The sequence below is a fragment of the Sulfitobacter sp. F26169L genome, assembly GCF_026410285.1.
Taxonomy (GTDB): domain Bacteria; phylum Pseudomonadota; class Alphaproteobacteria; order Rhodobacterales; family Rhodobacteraceae; genus Sulfitobacter.
This window is the reverse complement of the sequence record NZ_JAPMLP010000002.1, coordinates 140,874-162,898: the sequence shown is the minus strand read 5'-3', so window position 1 is coordinate 162,898 and position 22,025 is coordinate 140,874. Positions and strand designations below refer to the sequence as shown.

At 56.2% G+C, this 22,025-nt stretch carries 1 protein-coding gene (only partly in view); it reads left to right on the top strand.

Features of this window, described 5'->3' with window-relative positions; genetic code table 11:
• A protein-coding gene (locus OS189_RS18640; RefSeq protein ID WP_323380219.1) for a tandem-95 repeat protein crosses the window boundary here: on the top strand, window positions 1-22,025 show its 3' portion. Its footprint begins 10,096 nt before the window's first position; 22,025 of the gene's 32,121 nt are visible here — the last part of the coding sequence; its start codon lies beyond the left edge, outside the window; the stop codon is at window positions 22,023-22,025.

Sequence of the window (22,025 nt, the reverse complement as noted above, 5' to 3'; positions counted from 1 at the left end):
ATGTGCTGGCCGGTGGCAGAGGCAATACAATCTATCGGTTTGATCCGGGGTCGGGGAACGACAGGATTATCGAAGCCGGAAACTGGTTCTACTCTAACGATACCGTAAATTTTGGCGCAGGTTTTGATCCCGGCGATATGGTGGCAGTGCGCCATGGCAATGATCTGTTGCTGCGTTTTGCCGGCCATTCCGACACCCTGCTGATCGTCAACCAGTTCGGCCTGTCACATACGCCTGTCGATGTGTTTGCCTTTGACGGCGCACAAAGCCTGAGTGCTGCGGACGTGGCCGCCACATTGGTGGATGAAGATACGGCACAGCGCTTGCTGTCGCCCAGTGTTGCAGATGCCAATCCTTTCCTGTCGGGTCTGTTCAGCCATGAAAATGGTGGCGATGGATCGGGGGGCGGTGGTCCTGTGGATACAGGGACAGGCACCGCATCACCTCTGGCCCGCCGCATCGTAGCCGAAGATGGTACCGCAGAAATTTTTGCGACTTTCATCCCTGCAATAGATGAAGGCACCGGGCTGATTACCATTGCCGGTTTTGAAACGGGCGATCTGGGTGATCGTCTTGATATCGGGTTGGCGGCCGGTCTGTCGGGTGAGGTGGTCGCCCGTCAGGAAGGCGCTGATGTTTACATCTATTTCGCCGATAGTGGCGTCACCGATCTGGGCAATGCACGACAGATTTTCCGTCTTGAGGACGTGTCGCTTGACGCGCTTACACTGGGCAATTTCAACGGTGCGCCCTTCAGTTCGGCCGCACCGCAGACACTGTCCGGGACCAATACTGCCGAAACGCTGGAAGGCGGTTGGGGCGATGATACCCTCGACGCGAGCGGGGGCGAGGATACGCTGATCGGAGGGCAGGGCAACGACAGCCTGATCGGTCGCAACCAGAATGACACCTACCGCTTCGAAGCAGGATTTGGTCAGGATAGCATTTACGACAACGGCAACTACTCGACAGAAGACCGTGTTGTGTTCGGCGCTGGAATAAACGCCGCAGACCTTTCGGTAATGGCACAGGGCGAGGATTTGATCCTGTCGTTCCCCGATGGTGACAGTGTCCGTTTCCAGTACGATCTGACGAACTCCCGCTACCGTATCGAAACGGTCGCGTTCGAGGACGGGACCATTCTCAGCCACGATGATTTGTTGGCGATGGCTTTCGTCCCCGCAGACGACGACCGCCGCATGGACGGCAGTTACGATGATAACCTGCTGGATGGTGGCGGCGGCAACGACAGTATCTTCGCTCTCGGCGGTGCCGATACCCTGATTGGCGGTATGGGCAACGACAGCCTATCGGGAGGTGATCACAACGACACCTACCGTTTTGAAGCGGGCTTCGGTCAGGATTCCATCTATGAGAGGGGCAACTATTCAACCGCAGACGAGATTGTCTTCGGTGCGGGAATTGATCCGGCTGATCTGGTTGTGAGCGCGCAGGGTGAGGACCTGATCCTGTCCTTCCCGAACGGCGATAGTGTGCGGATCCAGTATGACCTGACAAACACCCGATACCGTGTTGAAACGGTTTCTTTCGACGATGGTACAACCCTTAGCCATGATGACCTGCTTGCATTGGCATATGTCGCCACTGACCAAGACCAGCGCATGGACGGCAGCTATGACGACAACCTTCTCGAAGGGGGCGGTGGCAATGACACGCTCTTTTCTCTTGGCGGTACAGATACACTGGTTGGCGGCGCGGGGGATGACAGTCTGTCGGGCGGTGATCACGATGACATCTACCATTTCGAAGCGGGCTTCGGGCAGGATACAATCTACGAGAGTGGTAATTATTCAACCGCGGACGAGGTGGTATTTGGCGCAGGAATAAACCCTGGCGATCTGGTAGTAACCGTGCAGGGAAATGACCTGATCCTGTCCTTCCCCAACGGCGACAGCGTGCGGCTTGAGTACGATCTCTCACACTCGCGCTATCGGATAGAAACTGTCTCCTTTGACGATGGAACCGTCTTTGATCACGATGATCTGCTGGCGATGGTCTATGCTGCCAGTGACGATGACACCCAGATGGACGGCAGCTACGATGATAACCTGCTGACGGGTGGCGGTGGGAACGATACCCTTTATGGTCTGGCGGGTGCGGATACACTCGTGGGCGGAACGGGCAATGACAGCCTGTCGGGCGGCAACCAGAACGATGTCTATCTGTTCGAGGCCGGATTCGGTCAGGATGTGGTTGCCGACAACGGCACATCGTCCACAGCGGACGAGATCGTTTTCGGTGCAGGTCTAAGCCTTGATGATCTGTTTGTGACTGCGCAAGGCGCGGATTTGATCATCGGCTTTAACGGAACAGAAGAACGGCTGCGCATCGCGAACACCCTATCCAACAGCCGCTATATTATTGAAACCCTGCGTTTTGATGACGGGCGCAGCATGACCTATGCGCAACTGCTGGATCAGGCGAATGCAGCGACACAGGCGGGCGATGCACTGACGGGTGGTGCGTCTGCCGACGTTCTCGACGGGTTGGGCGGCGACGACACAATCACCGGCAACGGCGGCGATGACACACTGCTGGGTGGTAGCGGTTTTGACCTGCTTGACGGCGGAAGCGGCGATGATGCGCTGTCAGGCGATGGCGGTGATGACACACTGTTCGGTGGCAATAACAACGACACGCTGATCGGCGGCAGCGGAGATGATTATCTGTCCGGCGGCACGCGCAATGACACCTACCTGTTCTCGGCAGGGTTCGGGCATGACGTTATCAACGAGAGTGACGGGTCCAATTTTTATTCCGGCACCGATACGGTTGTTTTTGACAACACTGTTCTGCCAGCCGATGTGACAGTCTACATTGATGGCGATGATCTGGTGCTGACACTCCCCGCAAGCGGCGACCAGTTGCGCCTGCAAGGCACTGTTGCGGGCAACAACAAGCGCGTTGAAAGCGTATCCTTCGAAGCAGATGGCACGATCTGGAGCCATGCGGATATGGTAAACAACGCGTTGCCATGGGCCGGACCATCGGGCCTATCGCAACAAGGTGACGCTGCCGTAAATCTGCTGGCTGGTGGTGACGGGGACGATTCCGTTCTGGGTTTGGAGAATACGGGCAGCCGGATGGAGGGTGGTCAAGGCAATGATACCCTGACAGGCGGCACATCGGACGAAGTTCTGACGGGCGGTGCAGGCAACGATCTTTTGCAGGGGCAGACTGGCGACGATGTCTATCTGTTTGAGGCGGGTTTCGGTCAGGACACCATCGACGATGGCGGTGCCAACGGCGACGGTAACAACTTCGATACCGTTATTTTCGCCGCAGGCATTTTAACCTCCGACATTGTTGTCGAAAAAACCGATGACACGGGCGGGCCGCTGATGCTCGGCTTTGCCGGTAGCACAGATCGGCTGACCATTGTGAACGGAAATGAGGATGCTACCGCCTTGGGTGGTATAGACGAAGTCCGCTTTGACGATGGCACAATCTGGACTGCAGCAGATCTGCGCAACATGGCCACACTACGGGCAGCCAGCGAAATAGAAGCGCCACTGGATGCTGCGATTGCCGATAGCCTAACAGGCAGCGATTATGGTGATGATCTGAACGGCCTCGATGCCAACGATACGTTGATCGGCGGCGCCGGAAACGACTATCTGTCCGGTGGTGCGGATGATGATCTGCTGGTCGGCGGGTTGGGCAATGATGTACTGGATGGCGATGCAGGTGATGATACCTACCGCTTTGGCACGGGCTTTGGCCGCGACACCATCCAGACGCAGTATGGCGGTAACGAAACCATCATCTTTGAAGCACCGATCAATCTGGCGGATCTGGTGGTATACAAATCCGGTTTTGAAGACGGCCCTGCCGAAACATATTGCCTGACATTCACCAACAGTGATGACGCTGTAACGCTCCAGCTTGAAGCCATTTTCGATGTAGAGGGGGAAGGCGGCAGCGGTGATCCCGCAACCTTTACCGTTCAGTTCGAGAGCGGTGGCACCATCGAGATGGCTGCACTGGACGCAATGGCAACATTCCTGCCCGACGGTCTGACACTGACCGGTGATCTGGCGGATGATACGCTGACAGGCACAGGACTGGCGGACCAGATTGAAGGCTACGCTGGCGACGATCATCTTGAGGCGCAGGGTGCAAATGCAACATTGACGGGCGGCGCGGGCGAGGACCTGCTGATCGCGGGCGCAGGCCGCACCCTTCTGGACGGAGGCGCGGGCTTTGACATCTATCGCGTTGGTGCAACCTTTGATCATGTCACGATCGAAAGTGATTACAGGTATGACAACCGCCTTGAGCTTCTGTCGCTGAACGCGGCGGATCTGATCGCCGAATACAATGCAAACTATGACTATCAGCTTGCGATGGCCACAGGCGAAGGCCGCATCGTGCTGGAATACGAAGCGGTGAGCGAAATCCGGTTTGCGGATGCAACATGGAGCTGGAACGATTTCCAGAGTCGCATCTATAACGCAACAGAGCGCGGCCTGAGCGACTATAGCGCATCGCTTACGGGCACAGCGTTTGACGATGACCTGAGTGGCAACAGCGCAGCGGGTTTGTTTGAAGGTCTGGCAGGTTCTGACTCTATCTATGCAGGGTCGGGCGATGATACGCTACGCGGCGGCACCGGACATGACACCCTGAACGGCGCAAGCGGCAATGATGTCTATGAATTCGAAGCGGGTTTCGGACATGATATCATCACGCTAAGCGACACGGGAACCGACGTTGATATCATCGTTTTCGGCGCGGGTATCCTGCCCGCCGATGTAACCGTCACCGACAGCTCTGGCGAGATGCTGATCTCGCTTAACGGCGGTACGGACACAATTCGTTTGGTGAACGGTAGCACGCCGATCTCCGAAATACGCTTTGCCGACGCCACGGTTTGGACAGCTGCCGATCTGGCTGCGATGATCGGGGCGCAACAGGCACCAATTGTCGGCACTGTGTTTGCGGATGACCTGAACGGAAGCGGCTTTGACGACCGGCTGTCAGGCGGTCAGGGCGACGATACGCTGTCAGGTGGCGCAGGCGATGATCATCTGGATGGTGGCGCAGGTCTGGACGATATCACAGCTGGGTCGGGTGATGACATCATCATTGACGAGGCCGGCGGTGCGATCCTGCGCTTCTCTGCGGGTTTCGGGCAGGATTATATCAGCGCGCAAACCGGCACGGGCGGCGCTGTCTCCGTTGTCTTTGACGCAACAATCGCGTCAACGGACATCAGCGTGGTGACCGAATATGAAGGTGGCCCGCTACTATTGCTTGTGAATGGCACATCCGATCGTCTGGAAATCGAGGTCGGTGGTTATGAAGGCGGTCTGGAAAATTACGGCGTTGACGACGTAACCTTCGCCGATGGCACGATCTGGACATTTGCAGATCTCAACGCCATGGCAACGCCGGTGAGCGGTCTGTCGATTGACGGTGATAATCCACCCGTTCCCGCGGGCAGTGCAAACGATGACAGCATTACCGGCAACAACAAGGATAACCTGCTGCTCGGGAATGATGGCAACGATACGCTGAACGGACTTCGCGGTGATGATACGCTTGTGGGCGGAGCAGGTAATGACCAGCTGGGCGGTGGTCGCGACAATGACACCTACCGCTTCGAAGCAGGGTTCGGTCAGGATGTTATCCTGAATGACGGGTATTACTACAACTATGACGTTGTCGAATTTGGCGTCTCAATTGCTTCGTCGGATGTCACGGTTGAATTGGTCAACGGATCAAATGATCTGGTTCTCAAGATCGCGGGAACAAACGACCGGATTACGATCCATGATGGCGCAACGCGCAGTAATATTGACGAAGTCCGCTTTGCGGATGGTACAACCTGGAGCGACAATGATCTGCTGACGATGGTCATGCCAGCAACTGGCACGACCGTCACCACTTCGTTTGTGGGCACCACGATGACCGGAACCGCGCTGGATGATGCGCTGCAAGGCTTGGGTGGCAACGATGACATTTCCGGTCTGGCGGGGCGCGATAACATTGCGGGTGGCGCAGGGGATGACACCCTGAATGGCGGTACGGGAAGTGACACGTTCTTTGATGTTTCGGGTGATGATACTTACCTCTATGCCGCAGGCGACGGCACTGACCGGATTACCGATCTGGAAGGCACCGACACCATCCGCTTTGACGGAGGAATAACGCCTGCGGATGTCACGATCTCACAGCGCTCCGGCACGGACATTGTGCTGGACCTCCCGTCGCTCGGTGACCGGATTGAACTGATCGGCGCGCTTGGAACTACCGGGCGGATGATCGAGCAGATCATATTCGATGATGGCACGATCTGGACACAAGCCGATTTGTTGGCGGCTTTGGTTGCGGGGACACAAGCCGGTGAAGTGATCGAAGGAACACCACAGGGCGACACCATCACCGGACTGGGCGGCGACGATACAATCAACGGCAACCAAGGTGCGGACAGCCTGTTGGGCGGCACCGGATCAGACAGCATATCCGGCGGAGAGGGTAACGACACCCTTTCAGGCGGGCACGGCGCGGATACACTGGCAGGTGATGCGGGCGACGATATGTTCCGCTTTGCAATCGGTGATGGCAATGTCACCCTACAGGACAGTCAGGGCACGGATCATGTCGAACTGGCCGCAGGTATCCTGACAGATGCGCTGAGGATCACCTTGCGCGGCAATGATATTCACCTGCGCGTGAAGGGCACAGAGGATCGTCTGATCTTGTCGGATGTGCTGGACAGTCCGGCCAATGAAATCGAGGAGTTGCGTTTTGCCGATGGTACAATCTGGACCCATGCCGACCTGATCGCGATTGCGCAGGCCAGCGTCGAAGATGACAATTTGACGGGGGATGCAACGGACGAGGTGTTCGATACCGGCGCAGGCAACGACACCGTTGATGCGCGTGCTGGCAATGACAGTATATTGGCAGGCTCCGGCGCCGACCGGATTGAGGGTGGTGAAGGCAACGACACAATCTACGGCGGCTTGGGCCGGGACACACTAAGTGATGATGCGGGTGATGATCTCTACCGCTTTTCGCTGGGCGACGGGGCGGATGTGATCACCGATTTGTCCGGCACAGATGCGATCGAGCTGGGCGCTGGCATAAACGAGGCAGACATTTCCGTCACGCAGCCCGACAGCGAAAATCTGTTGGTCCGTATTAGTGGAACCGAAGACCGGATCACACTTGTCGGTGCGCTGGGCAATCCTGAAAACGCAATTGAAGAACTGCGTTTTGACAATGGCGCTGTCTGGACATTCGCGCAGATGCTGGCGCTTAGCCAGACACCGACAGGCACCGCCGATTTGCTATCGGGCAGTGGTGTTGACGACACGCTGGACGGACTTGGCGGGAACGATACCATCGACGGACGCAGCGGCGATGACGTGTTGTCCGGTGGCGCAGGGGCGGACTCCGTCTTTGGTGGTGCGGGCGATGATATGCTGGATGGCGGCACTGGCACAGACCTTCTGGAAGGTGGGCCAGGTAATGACACCTATCTGTTTGCCGCAGGCGACGGTCAGACGGTTATCGAAGACACATCCGGGTTGGACCATATTATTCTGGGCGCAGGAATTTCCGCTGACCGTGTAAGCCTGTCACGCAGCGGCAGCAATGATATTGTATTGCGCGTAACCGGCACAGACGACCGTATCACGATTGTCGATTTTCTGGGCACCGGCGCAATCGAAAGCGTCGAGTTTGCAGACGGAACGCAGTGGGACAATGCTGAGATCCTGCGCCGCACAACGTTGGGCACGTCGGGCGATGACAGCTACTCTGGCCTCGATCTGCCCGAGCAGATGTCCGGCCTTGGTGGCGATGATACGCTGTCGGGCGCAGGGGGCGATGACACGCTGGATGGTGGCGCGGATGACGATCTGCTGTCGGGTGGTGCCGGTGCGGATCACTTGAGCGGCGGTACTGGAACCGACGTTTTGCAAGGCGGTGCAGGTGGCGATACCTATCTGTTTGCGGCGGGTGACGGCATGGCCCTGATTGATGATATGGGTGATGCCGCCGATGACACGTTGCAGATCAGCGGTTATGATCTCACCGAAATCCGCTTTTCCCGCACTGGGGCAGACGGTGATGATCTGACCATGCGGTTCGCCGGAAGCACAGACCGCATTGTTGTGGCCGGAGCATTTGCGGGTGACGCGGGCCGGATTGAACAGCTGGTCCTGACCGACAGTCTGCAAACCCTTACTTTTGCCGAGATCCAAGCCCGTGTTCAGCCTGATCTGGGCATCGACGGAACTGCGATCTATGGCGATGCAACCGATCAAACCCTGACAGGCACTGCGCTGGCGGATTACATCGAAGGTGGTGATGGCGCGGATACGCTGGATGGCGGCGCCGGTGATGACATCTTTGGTGATATTCTGGCCGACGACGCAACCGACACCTATACCGGTGGCACGGGTCGCGACATTTACCGCTACCTACCCGGATACGCGCTGTCGGGTGATATCGCAGAGGATGTGATCACCGATTTTGCAGCGGGTGATCTGGGCGATATTCTGCGCCTGTCGTCAGCCACACCGAACCCGTTTGTAAACGGGCGTCTGCAGCTGGTTCAGGATGGCGCTGACACCACAATTGTCCTGACCGATGACGCGGGCGGCAGCCGTTCTGTCATTCGTCTGTTGAACGTTGACGCAGCCACGCTGACGCCTGCAAACTTCGGTGGTGTCACGCTGGAGCGCGACAACAGCGGAATGAGCGGTGATGACGGCGCAAACATGATAACAGGTGGCCCGTTGGGTGATCTGGTGTTTGGCAACGGCGGTGCAGATACCATTCGCGGGTTTGCGGGCAATGACTCCCTTGCCGGCGGTGCAGACGGCGATCTGATTCTTGCAGGGTTTGGAAATGATTTGATCGCTGGCGAAGCAGGCCACGATGATCTGTCCGGCGGCGCAGGTGATGATACCCTGTCAGGCGGCACCGGTAATGACACATTGCGCGGCGGGGATGGTGATGCCCAATTTGCGGGCAACGACGTATTCCACGGCGGCGCCGGAAACGATGCCATTTATGGTGGCGCTCAAAACGACATCTACCTGTTCGGCGCGATGGACGGGCACGACACAATCGTCGATCCGGATGGCACCGATCGTGTGGAGTTCGACGCAACCGTGACACCCGAAAGCATGGTTGTTGTGCAGATCGGTGATGATCTGGAATTGCGCGTAACGGGGGGTAATACCCGCGTCCGTCTTGTCAATGCTGTCGCGGAGATCGTGCAAACCGATATCGAGCAAGTTGTTTTTGACGATGGTACAATCTGGACCAGAACCGATTTGCTAAGCCGCGCCATGATTGCGTCCCCTGCAGATGACACGCTTGCAATTTTGGCGGGTACGACAATTGATGGTCTGGGCGGCAATGATGACCTGACCGGCACAAGTGCCGATGAAACACTGCATGGCGGCGTGGGTGATGATACGCTGCGCGGTGGTGGCGGTAACGATACCTACACCTTTGCTTCGGGTGACGGTCTGGATTTGATCTCCGATGCGCTCGGGGCGAATGTGATCGAATTCGGCGCCGGAATTTCGCCTTCGGATGTGGTTTTGGTTGCGGGACAACCGACAATCACCTTGCAAATCAACAGCACCGGTGACCGCATTGATACAGGGCATATGCCCGATCCTGCAATGGCGCTGGCCGAAGTCCGTTTTCACGATGGCACAGTCTGGACAACCGGCGATCTGGTCAGCATGGCACTGGCCACGACGGCGGGTGACGATGTGACCTTCGGAAGCGATGCTGCTGAAACACTTGTCGGGCAGGATGGTGATGACCGGCTGGTTGCACAGGGTGGTGATGACGATCTGCGCGGTGATGGTGGTGTCGACCTGCTCGAAGGCGGCTTGGGCAATGATACCTACCGGTTTGATCTTGGCGATAATCAGGACCGCATCGTTGACACCGGCGGGGCTGCGGATGTGCTAATCCTCGGTGCAGGCATTGGCGTCGATGACTTGCGGGTTGCCCAATCCAGTGACGGCTCTGCGATGATCCTTGCCTTTGGCAGCGATGGCGACCGTGTGCGCATTGATAATGCGCTGGGTGAAGGCCGGATCGAAACAATCCGCTTTGCTGATGGTACCGAGCTCGGCATTTCCGATCTGCTCTCGTTCGTACCGACCGTTCTGGACGACCACATCTTTGGTGATGCTGCCGACAATCTGCTAAATGGCGGCCTGGGCAATGACCGTGTGAGCGGTGGCGCGGGCAATGATACCTACCTCTTTGCTGCCGGAGATGGCCGCGATATCCTGCGCGATGCAGCGTCCTCGGCGCATGATACCTTGATCATTACCGGCTACGCACCGGAGGATTTGGTGTTTAACGGTCTGGGCACCAGCGGCGGTGATCTGACGATACGTTTTGTTGGCAGCGACGATCAAATCATCATTGCAGACGGGTTGACCAAAAACGGGCGTGGTATCGAACGTATTGTCCTTGAGGACAGCGGAACCGAATACACCATCGCCCAAATCGGGACATTGCTTAGCGATGCGCAGGCCTCTGATGAAAACGATGTCATCTATGGCACCAATGGTGATGACATTCTGGCCGGCGGGTTGGGCGATGACCTGCTTGTAGGGTTGCTCGGGGATGATACCTTCCGTTATGCATCCGGTGACGGGGATGATCGCATTGATGCATTCGGGCGCGGCAACAATGTGCTGGAATTGACAGACTACACCCCAGCCGATCTGGAATCTGCCGTGCGTGCGGGGCCTGACAGTCACGATCTGGTTTTGACCTTCTTCACGCAAGGGGACCGGATTATTCTGGTGAACGCGCTGAGCGACCGGAACGTTGGCAACAGCACCCTGTCGATCCGCTTTGCGGATGATACCGTCTGGACCCGCGCAGAGATGCGTGCGCAGTCGTTGATCGACATCCAGACCGATGATGACGATTATGCAAACGACTTTGCCAGCGATGACCTGATTGATTTCGGTCAGGGTGATGATGCGGCGGACGGCCATGAAGGTGCTGACCAGTATGTCTATACCGTAGGGGACGGGCACGACCGTGTATCGGACAGCGGAGCAAGCCCAACAGAGACTGATGTAATCTCTATGCAGGGATTTGAGGCGGATACCACAACCGTAACGCGCCTGTTTCAGGGCAGCACCTCGGTCAAGCTCGGGTTTCTGGGCAACCCCGATGACACGCTGACAGTTATCAACGCGCTTTCGGATGATGCGACGTCGATTGAACAATACCTGTTTGATGATGGCACCATCTGGACCCGTGACACCCTGCTGACGTTACTGGAGAACAACACTCCAGTGGCCCTTGATGATGGCTTCTTTGCCGTCACTACGGGTGAGGAATTGCAAATTGGTTTGTTGGATATCCTCGAAAATGATTTTGATGCCGATGGTGATGCGCTCCGCCTTGTTTCCGTTGACGGGGGCGCGGCGGGCAATGCGCTGATTGATGGTGACGGCAATGTGCGTTTTGTAGCTGCTGACGGCTTTATCGGCGCAACCACAATCCGTTATGTGATCACTGATGACCGCAACGCTTTTGCCGAAGCTGAAATTTCGGTGAATGTCAGGCCTGTCGCCGAAGCGCTCGATGACACGGGTTTCACCGTTGAAGAAGACGGTTTTTTGACCCTGCGGGTCGAGCGGTTGTTGTCCAACGATATCGATGGCGACCGGATGATCGTCGGATCGGTTTTTGATGCGGTTAATGGCACCGTGTCCCTGTCCAGCAATGGGGATATCAGCTTCACGCCTGTCGCCAACTTCTATGGTCAGGCGCAATTCAGCTATGTGGCCAACACACCCGAAGGCGGGGCGGCAGTGGCGATGGTTTATATCAACGTCACACCAGAAAACGACGCGCCTATCGCGGGTGATGATGCCGGATTTGCGGGGTTTGAGGATACGCCGTTCGTCATCAGCGCCGCATCTTTGCTGGCTGATGACAGCGATGTGGATGGTGATTTGTTGACCATCAGTGCTGTGATCAATTCACCCGAGCTGGGCGTAACGCTGGATGACAACGGAAATATTCTGGTCACTCCGGCCGAGGATTTCTTCGGCACTGCCAGCTTTGACTATCTGGTCACAGATCCCGACGGGTTAAGCGATACAGGCACGGTCACTGTCACAATCGATGCTGTGAACGATGGCACGGATGCCCGCAGCGATCACTTTGACACGACCGACCTTGGTGCGCCGCTGCTTGAAGACAATCCGGTGATCATCGGGCTGGATCGCCTGACAGCCAATGACACCAATCAACTGGGTGAATTGCAGATTGCCCGTGTCTTTGGCGTTATCGGCGGCTCAGCGCGGCTGTTGGAAAACCAGACTGTGTTGTTTGAGCCTGACGCCAATTTCAACGGTGAGGCGCAATTCCAGTACACCGTTGATGACGGTCAGGGCGGGCGCGACACCGCTACGGTTACGCTGGCCTATCAGCCCGTGAACGACCGCCCCGTCGCCCGCGACGACCGCTACCGCGACGATGAACTTTCGCATATCCTGCGCGGGTTTCAGGATACTGCGCTGGAAATTCCGGTGCTTGAGCTGCTCAAGAACGACTATGATGTCGAAGGCCTTGCCGTCACGTTTGAAAACGCAACCGGTGCTGTAAACGGTGATCTGGTGGTTGAAGATGGCATCATCACCTTCACCCCGGATGCCGGTCATCAGGGAACAGCCACATTCGGCTATTCGGTGACAGACCCCGAAGGTGCGGTCGATGGCGGACAGGTGACACTGTTCTTCGAGACAACATCAGATGCGGCACCGGTTGCGGTGTCCGACCAGTTCCTTGTACCCGAAGATATTCCGACCACTATCCGCCTGAGCACATTGTTGGCCAACGATACCGATGTTGACAACGATACACTCGAAATCATCGGCTGGCGCATGACTGATCCTGTGTCGGACTTCTTCAAGTTTGGTCTTGATGCTGCATTTTCGTTTAATGGCACATTGGAACAGGACGAAAACGGTGATTTCCTGTACACGCCAAATATCGATGCGGAACTGGCGGGCGGCTTTGTCTATCTGTTGTCTGACGGTGCGGATGGGACCGACGAAGGCTATGTCGATATCCAGATTGTGCCATCAAACGATGATCCGACTGTCGTTGACGATGTAGGTTTTGTAACGCCGTTTGACGTGCCGCTGGTTATCCGCGTCGCAGATATGGTGTTTAACGATTATGACATCGAACAGGCCGACCACGACAAGGACGGCATCATTGATGTCGATCTGGACAACCCCGATCGCCCACGCCCGACCTTTGTAGGGGTGGACGGGGTTTACGACCCTGTAGAGCTTGCGCAAGGCAATCGCGTGTCGCTGGGCACATTCGAGGTGGTCACCTTCCGCGGCGAGGAATTCCTCGTGGCGCGGTTTGATGCGGGATACAGTGGCGAAGTTGCAATCGAGTACCGGATCGCTGACGAATTTGGCCTGGAAGATACCGGTTTTGCGACGGCATCTGTCGCGGATTTCTACGGTGCAGAGCTGTCGGGATCACCTCTGGTGGATTACATTGAGGGCAACAGCCTCTCCGAGAAAATCCATGGGTATCGTCGTGACGATTGGGTTGTAGCGCTGGATGGTGATGACACCATCGAAACCGGTTCGGGTGCCGACCTGATCGAAGCCGGTGCTGGCAACGACTTGATCAATGCAGGCGATGACGCTGACGAAGTGCGCGGCGGTACCGGATTTGATATATTGCAGTTTGCCGGATCGAACACGGGTGTGCGGGCCGATCTTTCGACATTGATCGGACAGGGTGGTCATGCCGAAGGCGACCGGTATGTCGGTCTCGAAGGCTTTGAAGGTACTGGCTACAACGACACGCTGGGCGGGGACGACAACCGCAATATATTGCGTGGCGAGGGTGGCCGTGACGCACTGATCGGGCGCGGCGGCAATGATGATCTGCATGGTGACGCGGGGGATGATACCCTTGAGGGCGGCACTGGCGCAGACAACCTAGACGGCGGCACAGGAAACGACTGGGCGCGTTACGAAAATTCTGCACAGGCGATCCAGATTTCACTGGATGAAAATACTGCCAGTGGAGGCGAAGCCGAAGGCGATATACTGAATGATATCGAAAACCTGATCGGATCGGACTTTGCTGACAATCTGGAAGGTGATGCAGGGGCAAACGCGCTCTTTGGTGGTCGTGGCGATGATACCCTGACTGGCCTTGACGGTGACGATCTGCTCCAAGGTGGACGCGGGGCAGACAGCCTTGTGGGGGGCGATGGTGTAGACACGGCCGATTATGTGCTCTCGCTTGAAGGGATCGATATCGATCTCGCCGCAGGGACGGCGTCCGGCGGTGATGCGGCGGGCGATACGCTCGACGGGATCGAGATCATTCAGGCCAGCTATCACAATGATACACTGCGCGGCGATGACAACGATAACACCTTCCGTGGTGGCCGCGGCGCTGACCTGATGGACGGGCGGCTGGGCTTTGATGTGGCTGATTATACCCGCGCGGATGAGGCGGTTACGGTTGATCTGTTCCTTGGGCAGGGGGTTGCCGGTGAGGCGCAGGGTGATACGCTGATTTCGATCGAGAAGGTCATCGGCTCCATCCATGATGATACCTTCATTGGCAGCGGTGGTGCCGACGTGTTTGACGGGCGTTTCGGCAACGACACCCTGCAGGGCGGATTGGGCGCTGATGACTATCTGTTCGGCTTTGACAGCGGCGCGGATATCGTCACCGACATTGGCGGCGGGGCCGAGATTGATCGCCTGATCCTTGGCACAGGAATCGCCACCAAAGACATATCGCTTTTGCAGGTCGGGGATGATCTCTTTGTCGAGCTTGAGCGCGACGATGGATATTTGATCGACACGCTGACAGTGACAGACCACTTCCTTGGTGAAGCAAGCGGAATTGAACAAATTGTTTTTGAAGACGGCACCATTTGGGATCGTGCTGCCATTCAGGCAGGACTGCGCGATGGCCGTTTCAATGCAATGAACGACATCTATCGCCTTGGCGTCGAAGACGAAGTCGCGCTGATCGACCCTGCCGACCTGATTGAAAACGATGCCGAAAGCGGGGTCGAGGATCTGGTGCTTGTATCTGTTCAAAACGGAGAATTCGGCACGGCATCCATCAACGCGGATGGCATGATCGAATTCCTAGGCGCGCAGGATCACAATGGCGATGCGTTTTTTGCCTATACGGTTCGTGATCCGCTGGGTCGTGAATCCACGGCCCGCGTCGAAGTGAATCTTTCACCTGTCAACGATGCACCTGTCGCAAACGATGATCCGTTGCAGTACGGTATCGAGGATGTGCCGCTGCGTATCCGTATCGAAAACCTGCTGGCCAATGATTACGATGTGGATGGTGATAACGAGATGGAGGGCTTGCGCATTGTGTCGGCCCAACCGCTGACCAATCTGGCTGGCGAGGATTTGCGCCCCTACTGGGACAAGCGAAACTATGATGGTCCTGCCACTGATGTGACATGGAAGATCGACAACCAGTATATCGAGTTCAAATCCCGTCCCGATCACTTCGGCTTTGCCGGTTTCCGGTATGTGCTAGCGGATAACGATGGTGCTACATCCACCGCAGATGTCGAAATTTACTTTGCACCTGTCAACGATGCGCCGCGCATCCGGGACGGATTGACCTGGGCGAAACTGGGTGAGGTGACAACCTTTACCGTCGACCAGTTGATGTCACGCGTTTATGATATCGAAGGCGATGAATTCGAATTTGTCGGGTTGCACATCGCGGCAGACGGTAACGCTTCGCGCAATGGTGTCGAGGTTTTTGATCCTGATACCGGCATTATTGAGTTCACACCTGCGGTCCTTGGGTACGCGACGATCTCGTTTGATGTGATTGATGCTTTGGGGGCAGAGGCGACCCTTGATTTCGGAATTCGGGTGCGGCCGCAGAATCTACCGCCTGTGGCGCGTGATGACCGTGGCTTTAACCTGCTTCAGGACGGGATGACCATAATTGATCCCGCCGATCTGCTGCTGAACGATTCCGACCCCGATGATGACACAGTTGTCTTTGAAGAAGTCTATCGCTTTGCCGAAAACGGCAAAGTCAGACTGAACGAAGATGGCATGATCGAGTTTGTTGCGCGCGAAAATTACAACGGTCCGGCCAGTTTTGAATACACGATCAGTGATGGCCTTGGCCTGACAGACACTGCTGTTGTGCATCTGAACATTCTGCCGGTGAACAACGGTCCGGTGCTGCGCGATGATGTGGTAAGAGGGCTGGAAGATGGTCCGCTCTATGTGATCCCCGCCGAGGCGTTTGGCAATGATCTGGATCTGGATGGCGATGTGTTGTTCTTCCAGCAAACAGAGCTGCTGGGCCAGTTGACCAGCCGGTTCCTCTCGCCTGATTATACTGTCCGTGCCACATCACCGAATAACACCGATCTACCGGATTGGTTGTTCTTTGACGCGGCCAGCATGACATTCTCGGGAAGCGTCCCCGACACACAGACAGATCCGGTAGAAGTTGCCGTATTCCTGAGCGACCCTTCCAGCGGTGCAATCTATGTGAACCGCTTTGCGTGGGATCCGGAAGACGACGCCGATGAGTTGGCAACCGGCATCAGTGTCCAGCCGACTGTATTGGCGGGTTTCACCATTCGTGAAGCGACCACTTGGTCACTTGACGAAGACGCAGATCAGGTCGCGACCTTTGATATCTCTGACGGAGAGTTCAGCGCGCAGGTGAATGGCGGGCGTCCTTTGCCAAGCTGGCTGACGTTTGATGCAGCAACGCGCAGCCTGAATGTATCGGAATTCGGCATTGATGATCAGGATCAAATGGCGCGGGTGCAGATTGTCTTTACGCCGACCGCACCGCTCGACCCCGATGTAGAAGATCAATACACCTTGGCAGACCGCGGCTTTACGCTGGAGTTTGTGATTGACCCGACCGATCCGCAGCTTGCCGCAATCAATGCGGTGCTGGCAGGCGATCCGTTGCTTGAAGCATCGGGGCAGTTTGGTCTGGATGCATCCGGCACTCCGACCCTCACCGTGGCACGCGAAAGCGGTGCGCCGCTGAACGACTGGATCAGCTTTGATGACACCACGTTAACCTTCTCCGGTACGCCGCCATCAGAATACGTGGGCGCGGTGCCGGTGCGGATTGATGTAAGCGGCGGTGCGCTGCCGGACATGTCGATCATCACTGAATTCGTCGTTGACGAGCAGTTTACAGTGATCGCGGAAGGGAACAACTCCCCCTTCAGCGTAATTGATTTCCCCGAACGTATCGACATTACCGCGCCCAAAGACTTCAACGGCAGTATTGCCTTTGCCTATGACGCCGAAGATGAAAAAGGCGGCGGAAGCGCTGATCCTGCGAATATCGTCTTCAATGTTGTCGCGACACGCGAATTTGCGGTCGCCAACGATGACACTATCTCGCTTTATGAAAACGGGTCGGTCACCTTTACAATTGCCGAATTGTTGCTGAACGATCGTGATGATGATGGTGATGCCCTGCGCATCACTGAGATCGGAACACCGCTAAACGGCGCTGTCAGCATTGCACTGGGTACGGTGACGATTGCTGCACCTGATGGGCTGGTGCCGCTTGCAGGTGGCACATGGTCTGTCGCGCTTGCGGATGGCAGTGAAACACCCGACTGGATGGTTGTTGATACCCTGACCGGCACATTGAGCGCGACAGTGCCGCTGGATGTGACAGGCAGCTATGACGTTGTATTCAGCAATTCGGATGGCACGACCACCCGTACGCAAGTTGTCAGCACCAGTTTTGATGGGAATGCAGGGGCCAGTGTCACCTACGCGCCGACACCGGGCTTTGCCGGAGAAGAGCGGCTCTCATATACATTGACAGATGATGCCGAAGGGGCAGTAGCGGGTACGGTCGTGCTTGACGTGATATCGTTGCTTGACCCACCGGTGGCCGCCACCGATCAGGTGAACGTGCTGGAAGACGGGGTTCTGGTTCTCACTCCCGCCGAACTGATGGCAAACGACAGTGATGCAGATGGTGATCCGATCCGCTTTGTCGGGGTGGGCGAGGCTGTGAATGGTACTGTCGCGTATGACGGCAGCCAGATCACATTTACACCCACACCGGATTTCTCGGGCGATGCATTGTTCACCTATACCGTAACCGATGACCGCCACGGCGAAAGCACCGGACGCGTCGAGGTCGATGTGATCAGCACCAACCGCGCGCCCCAAGCGGTCACGGATGTGTTTATTGTCGATGAAGACACACCGTTTGAATTCACCGCCGCGGACTTGCTGGCCAATGATCTGGACGCTGACGGCGACACAATCACCTTCCAGTCGCTTCAGTCGGAAGTGGCGGATGGCCGTTTGCTGGAGTTGCCGGACGGGCGCTATCAGTTTGTACCTGATGAAAACGTCACAGGACCGGTAACCTTCGGTTACGCTGTTTCAGACGGGCGTCTGGGCGCAAAAGCTTCTATCGTCTTTGACATCCAGCCTGTGAATGACGCGCCGATCGCCAACCCTGACGGGCATTTCTTTGGCACGCAGGACGAAGAGTTCCGCATTGATTTTGCAGACCTGCTGTTCAATGATCGCGATGTCGAGGGCGATACATTCTCAATTGTCGAAGTGTTTGACGGTGATAACGGCACGGTTCGTCGTGACGGGGATCAGGCGGTATTCCTTGGCCGTGCGGGATATTTCGGTGACGGTGGTTTCCATTATAGGGTCACGGATGAACACGGGGCGACCAATACAGGTTACGCGACCGTTCTGGTCATGCCGTTGTTCGATGTGCCCGTTGCCGTGTCCGACGCAGGATACGAAATGATAGAGGACACATACCTCGACATTGATCCCGCAGACCTAATGGCCAATGACGATATTCCGCTGGGCTCCGAAGTGATATTCCTCGGGTTGGAAACTGTCGGTCCGAACCGTTTTGAAGCGGAGATAACCGAGCTGGACAACGGCCTGTGGCGGCTGACAACAATTCAGGATTTCTTTGGTGAGATACAGCTGCGCTATGCGCTGACCAACGAAACCGGTTTCGAGGTCCCGACAACAGTGACGATTGATGTGCTTGGCACTTCTGATAGCCCCGTCGCGGAAGATGACATGCTGAGCGTCGTCGAGGATACATCTCTCGCCATCTTCGTGACCCAGCTGACAGCCAACGACAGCGACCCCGACAGGCAGGCCATCGTCCTGACCCGTATTCTGGGGTCCGAAAATGTTACGGCAGAGCTGACCGAAGACGGTCAGGTTATCGTGACACCGGATGTGGGTTTCTCCGGCACCGGATGGTTTGAGTATGAACTGGAGGATTCAGGCGGTCTGGCAACAACTGCACGGGTTGAAGTCCTTGTCGAGGCGGTGAATGACGCGCCGGTCCTGGCGGATCTAAGCGCGCTGTACGGTGTTCAGGAACAGCCGTTGTCTATCACGCTTCCCGTCGATGTGGCTGTTGATCCGGATGGTGATGCACTGGTTCTGACGGTGCGCGGACCCGAAGGCGCGCCGCTGCCCGACTGGCTTACGTTCAACCCCGCAACGCGTACGCTGTCGGGCACCCCTCCCCGAGACCTGAGCGGTGAGATCGCGCTTGAACTGTCTGCATCGGACGGACAGGCGAACACCGTCCGCGCGATAACGCTGAACCTTGCCAGTACAGAGGGCGCAGAGGCTCCCGTTATCACATCCGGTAACGGGGACCCTGTTGTCAGCCTGACCCATGCGGAAAACAACACGGCCGTAACGCAGATCACCGCTACGGATGAGAACGGTGATCCTGTAAACTTCGCCATAACCGGCGGTGTGGACGCGGCGTATTTTGCGATTGATAGCGTCACGGGCGAAGTCACATTTATTGCCCCCCCGGATTTTGAATTGCCGAAAAACGCAGCGGGCGACAATGTGTATGATCTGACTGTTTCAGCCAGTGACGGGGCGCGTTCATCTGAACAGACATTGCAGGTGTCCGTAACGGACGTGGTTGAAACCATTTCGGGCTTGGTTGTGACCGGCGCGCAAACAGATGATTTGATCGATCCCGAAAATACGGTGAACGGTCAGCCGCTTCCAACTGCTCTGGATGATGTAATCTCCGGAATGGGCGGTCGTGATACGCTGGATGGCGGTGCGGGTGATGACACGCTGCACGGTGGTGACGGTGACGATACGCTGTCTGGCGGCATTGGTGACGATGCTGTTGTCGGCGGCGATGGCATTGATACCGTCACCTATCTGGGTGCACCGATCGACTATGCCGTAAGCGGCGTCGGCAGCGGTGTGCTGAATGTGGTGTCGAATATTGATGCCGATCGCGGCACTGACGTTCTGGTGTCTGTCGAAAATCTGCATTTTTCAGGTGCGGTCTTTACTGATCCGCTCGCCATTTCCGATACGGAATTTGACACGGACAACCTCAATAACTGGATACTTCGCACGACAGAAAGGGATGAAAGCGGCGCGCTGGTTCGGACGTACCGTGCCGAGGACAACGGCCGCGAGATCGAAAAACGTTTCACAGACACCGGCGCGACTGAGGTTTGGGCCGATCCCCTGAACGTATCGCCGTGGCAATCAATAGTAATTGAATCCGGTGCAGATGGCGTAATGGTATCTCAGTCGATTGATTATGATAACGGTCGCAACAACACATATGCCTACGTCGATGGCGTACTGTCCGCGACGACCTACAGCGATTTTCTGGATATCGAATCGTGGACCACGATTTCGGCCAACTATGATGATACCGGTGCGATTACAGACAGTGTTGTCGATTATGACAACGGACGGCGCAAAGAGCTTGCTTATGTCGATGGCAATCTGGTGCAAAGCGTAACGTTCGATCTGGCCGATACAGAGGCATGGACAACCATCACAAAAGAATTTGATGCAGCGGGCGTGATTCTTTCGGGAGTTGTCGATTATGACAACGGACGGTTGAAAACTGCATCTTATGACGACGGGGCGCTGTTACAGACAGTGACATCGGATTTGGGGGATGCAGAATCGTGGACAAGCATCACACGCGACTACAACGCAGCCGGTGGGATTACGTCGAAAACCGTTATCTATGACAGCGGGCGCAGCAATGCGATTTCCTATGTGGACGGCACCGTAAGCCAGTCAATCCAGTCGGATCTGACTGATACGGAGACATGGACAAGCATTTCGACAGATTACGATGCCTCGGGTGTTATCACCTTCAAAGTGGTGGCCTATGACAACGGGCGCAGCAAATCGCTTGAGTATGCAGACGGTATCCTGTCGCAGAGTGTCACGTCAGACCTTCTCGACACGGAATCATGGACGCGTATCACAAGCGACTTTGACGCTTCCGGTCAAATCGTATCAAAGCTGGTGATTTATGACAACGGTCGCAGCAGCGCGCTTGAATATGAAGCCGGCACTCTGTCCCGATCAGTTATGTCCGATCTGCTTGATACGGAATCCTGGACGACCATCACGTCTGATTTTGACGCGGCGGGTACTATCATGGCCAAAGTCGTCGAATATGATAGCGGCCGCAGCAAATCGCTAAGCTATCTTGATGGAACATTGTCCCAGAGCATCGATTATGATCTGCTGGACACCGAGGCGTGGACCACCATCATCAAGGATTTTGACGCAGCCGGTGTGATTGAGAGCAGATTGGTGAACTATGACGACGGTCGCCAATTGAACGAGACATACCAAAGCGGCAAGATCGAAACGGCGTTTACCAACGACGCTGCCGATGTATTCGACTGGACCGCGCGGACCTACACCTATGATACAGAGGGCGAACTGGTCCTGTCAGAAATACACTATGATGATGGTCAGATAGATGAACGGATGTTTGTTGATGGCGTAAAAACGTCACGACTGCTGACAGACGGTGACGACATATTTGTCTGGACAACAAAAGAGACAATGTTTGACGAAAACGGTGAACGCAGTTCTCTCACCACACTGTTTGACGACGGGACAGTGGACACGATTATATTCTGA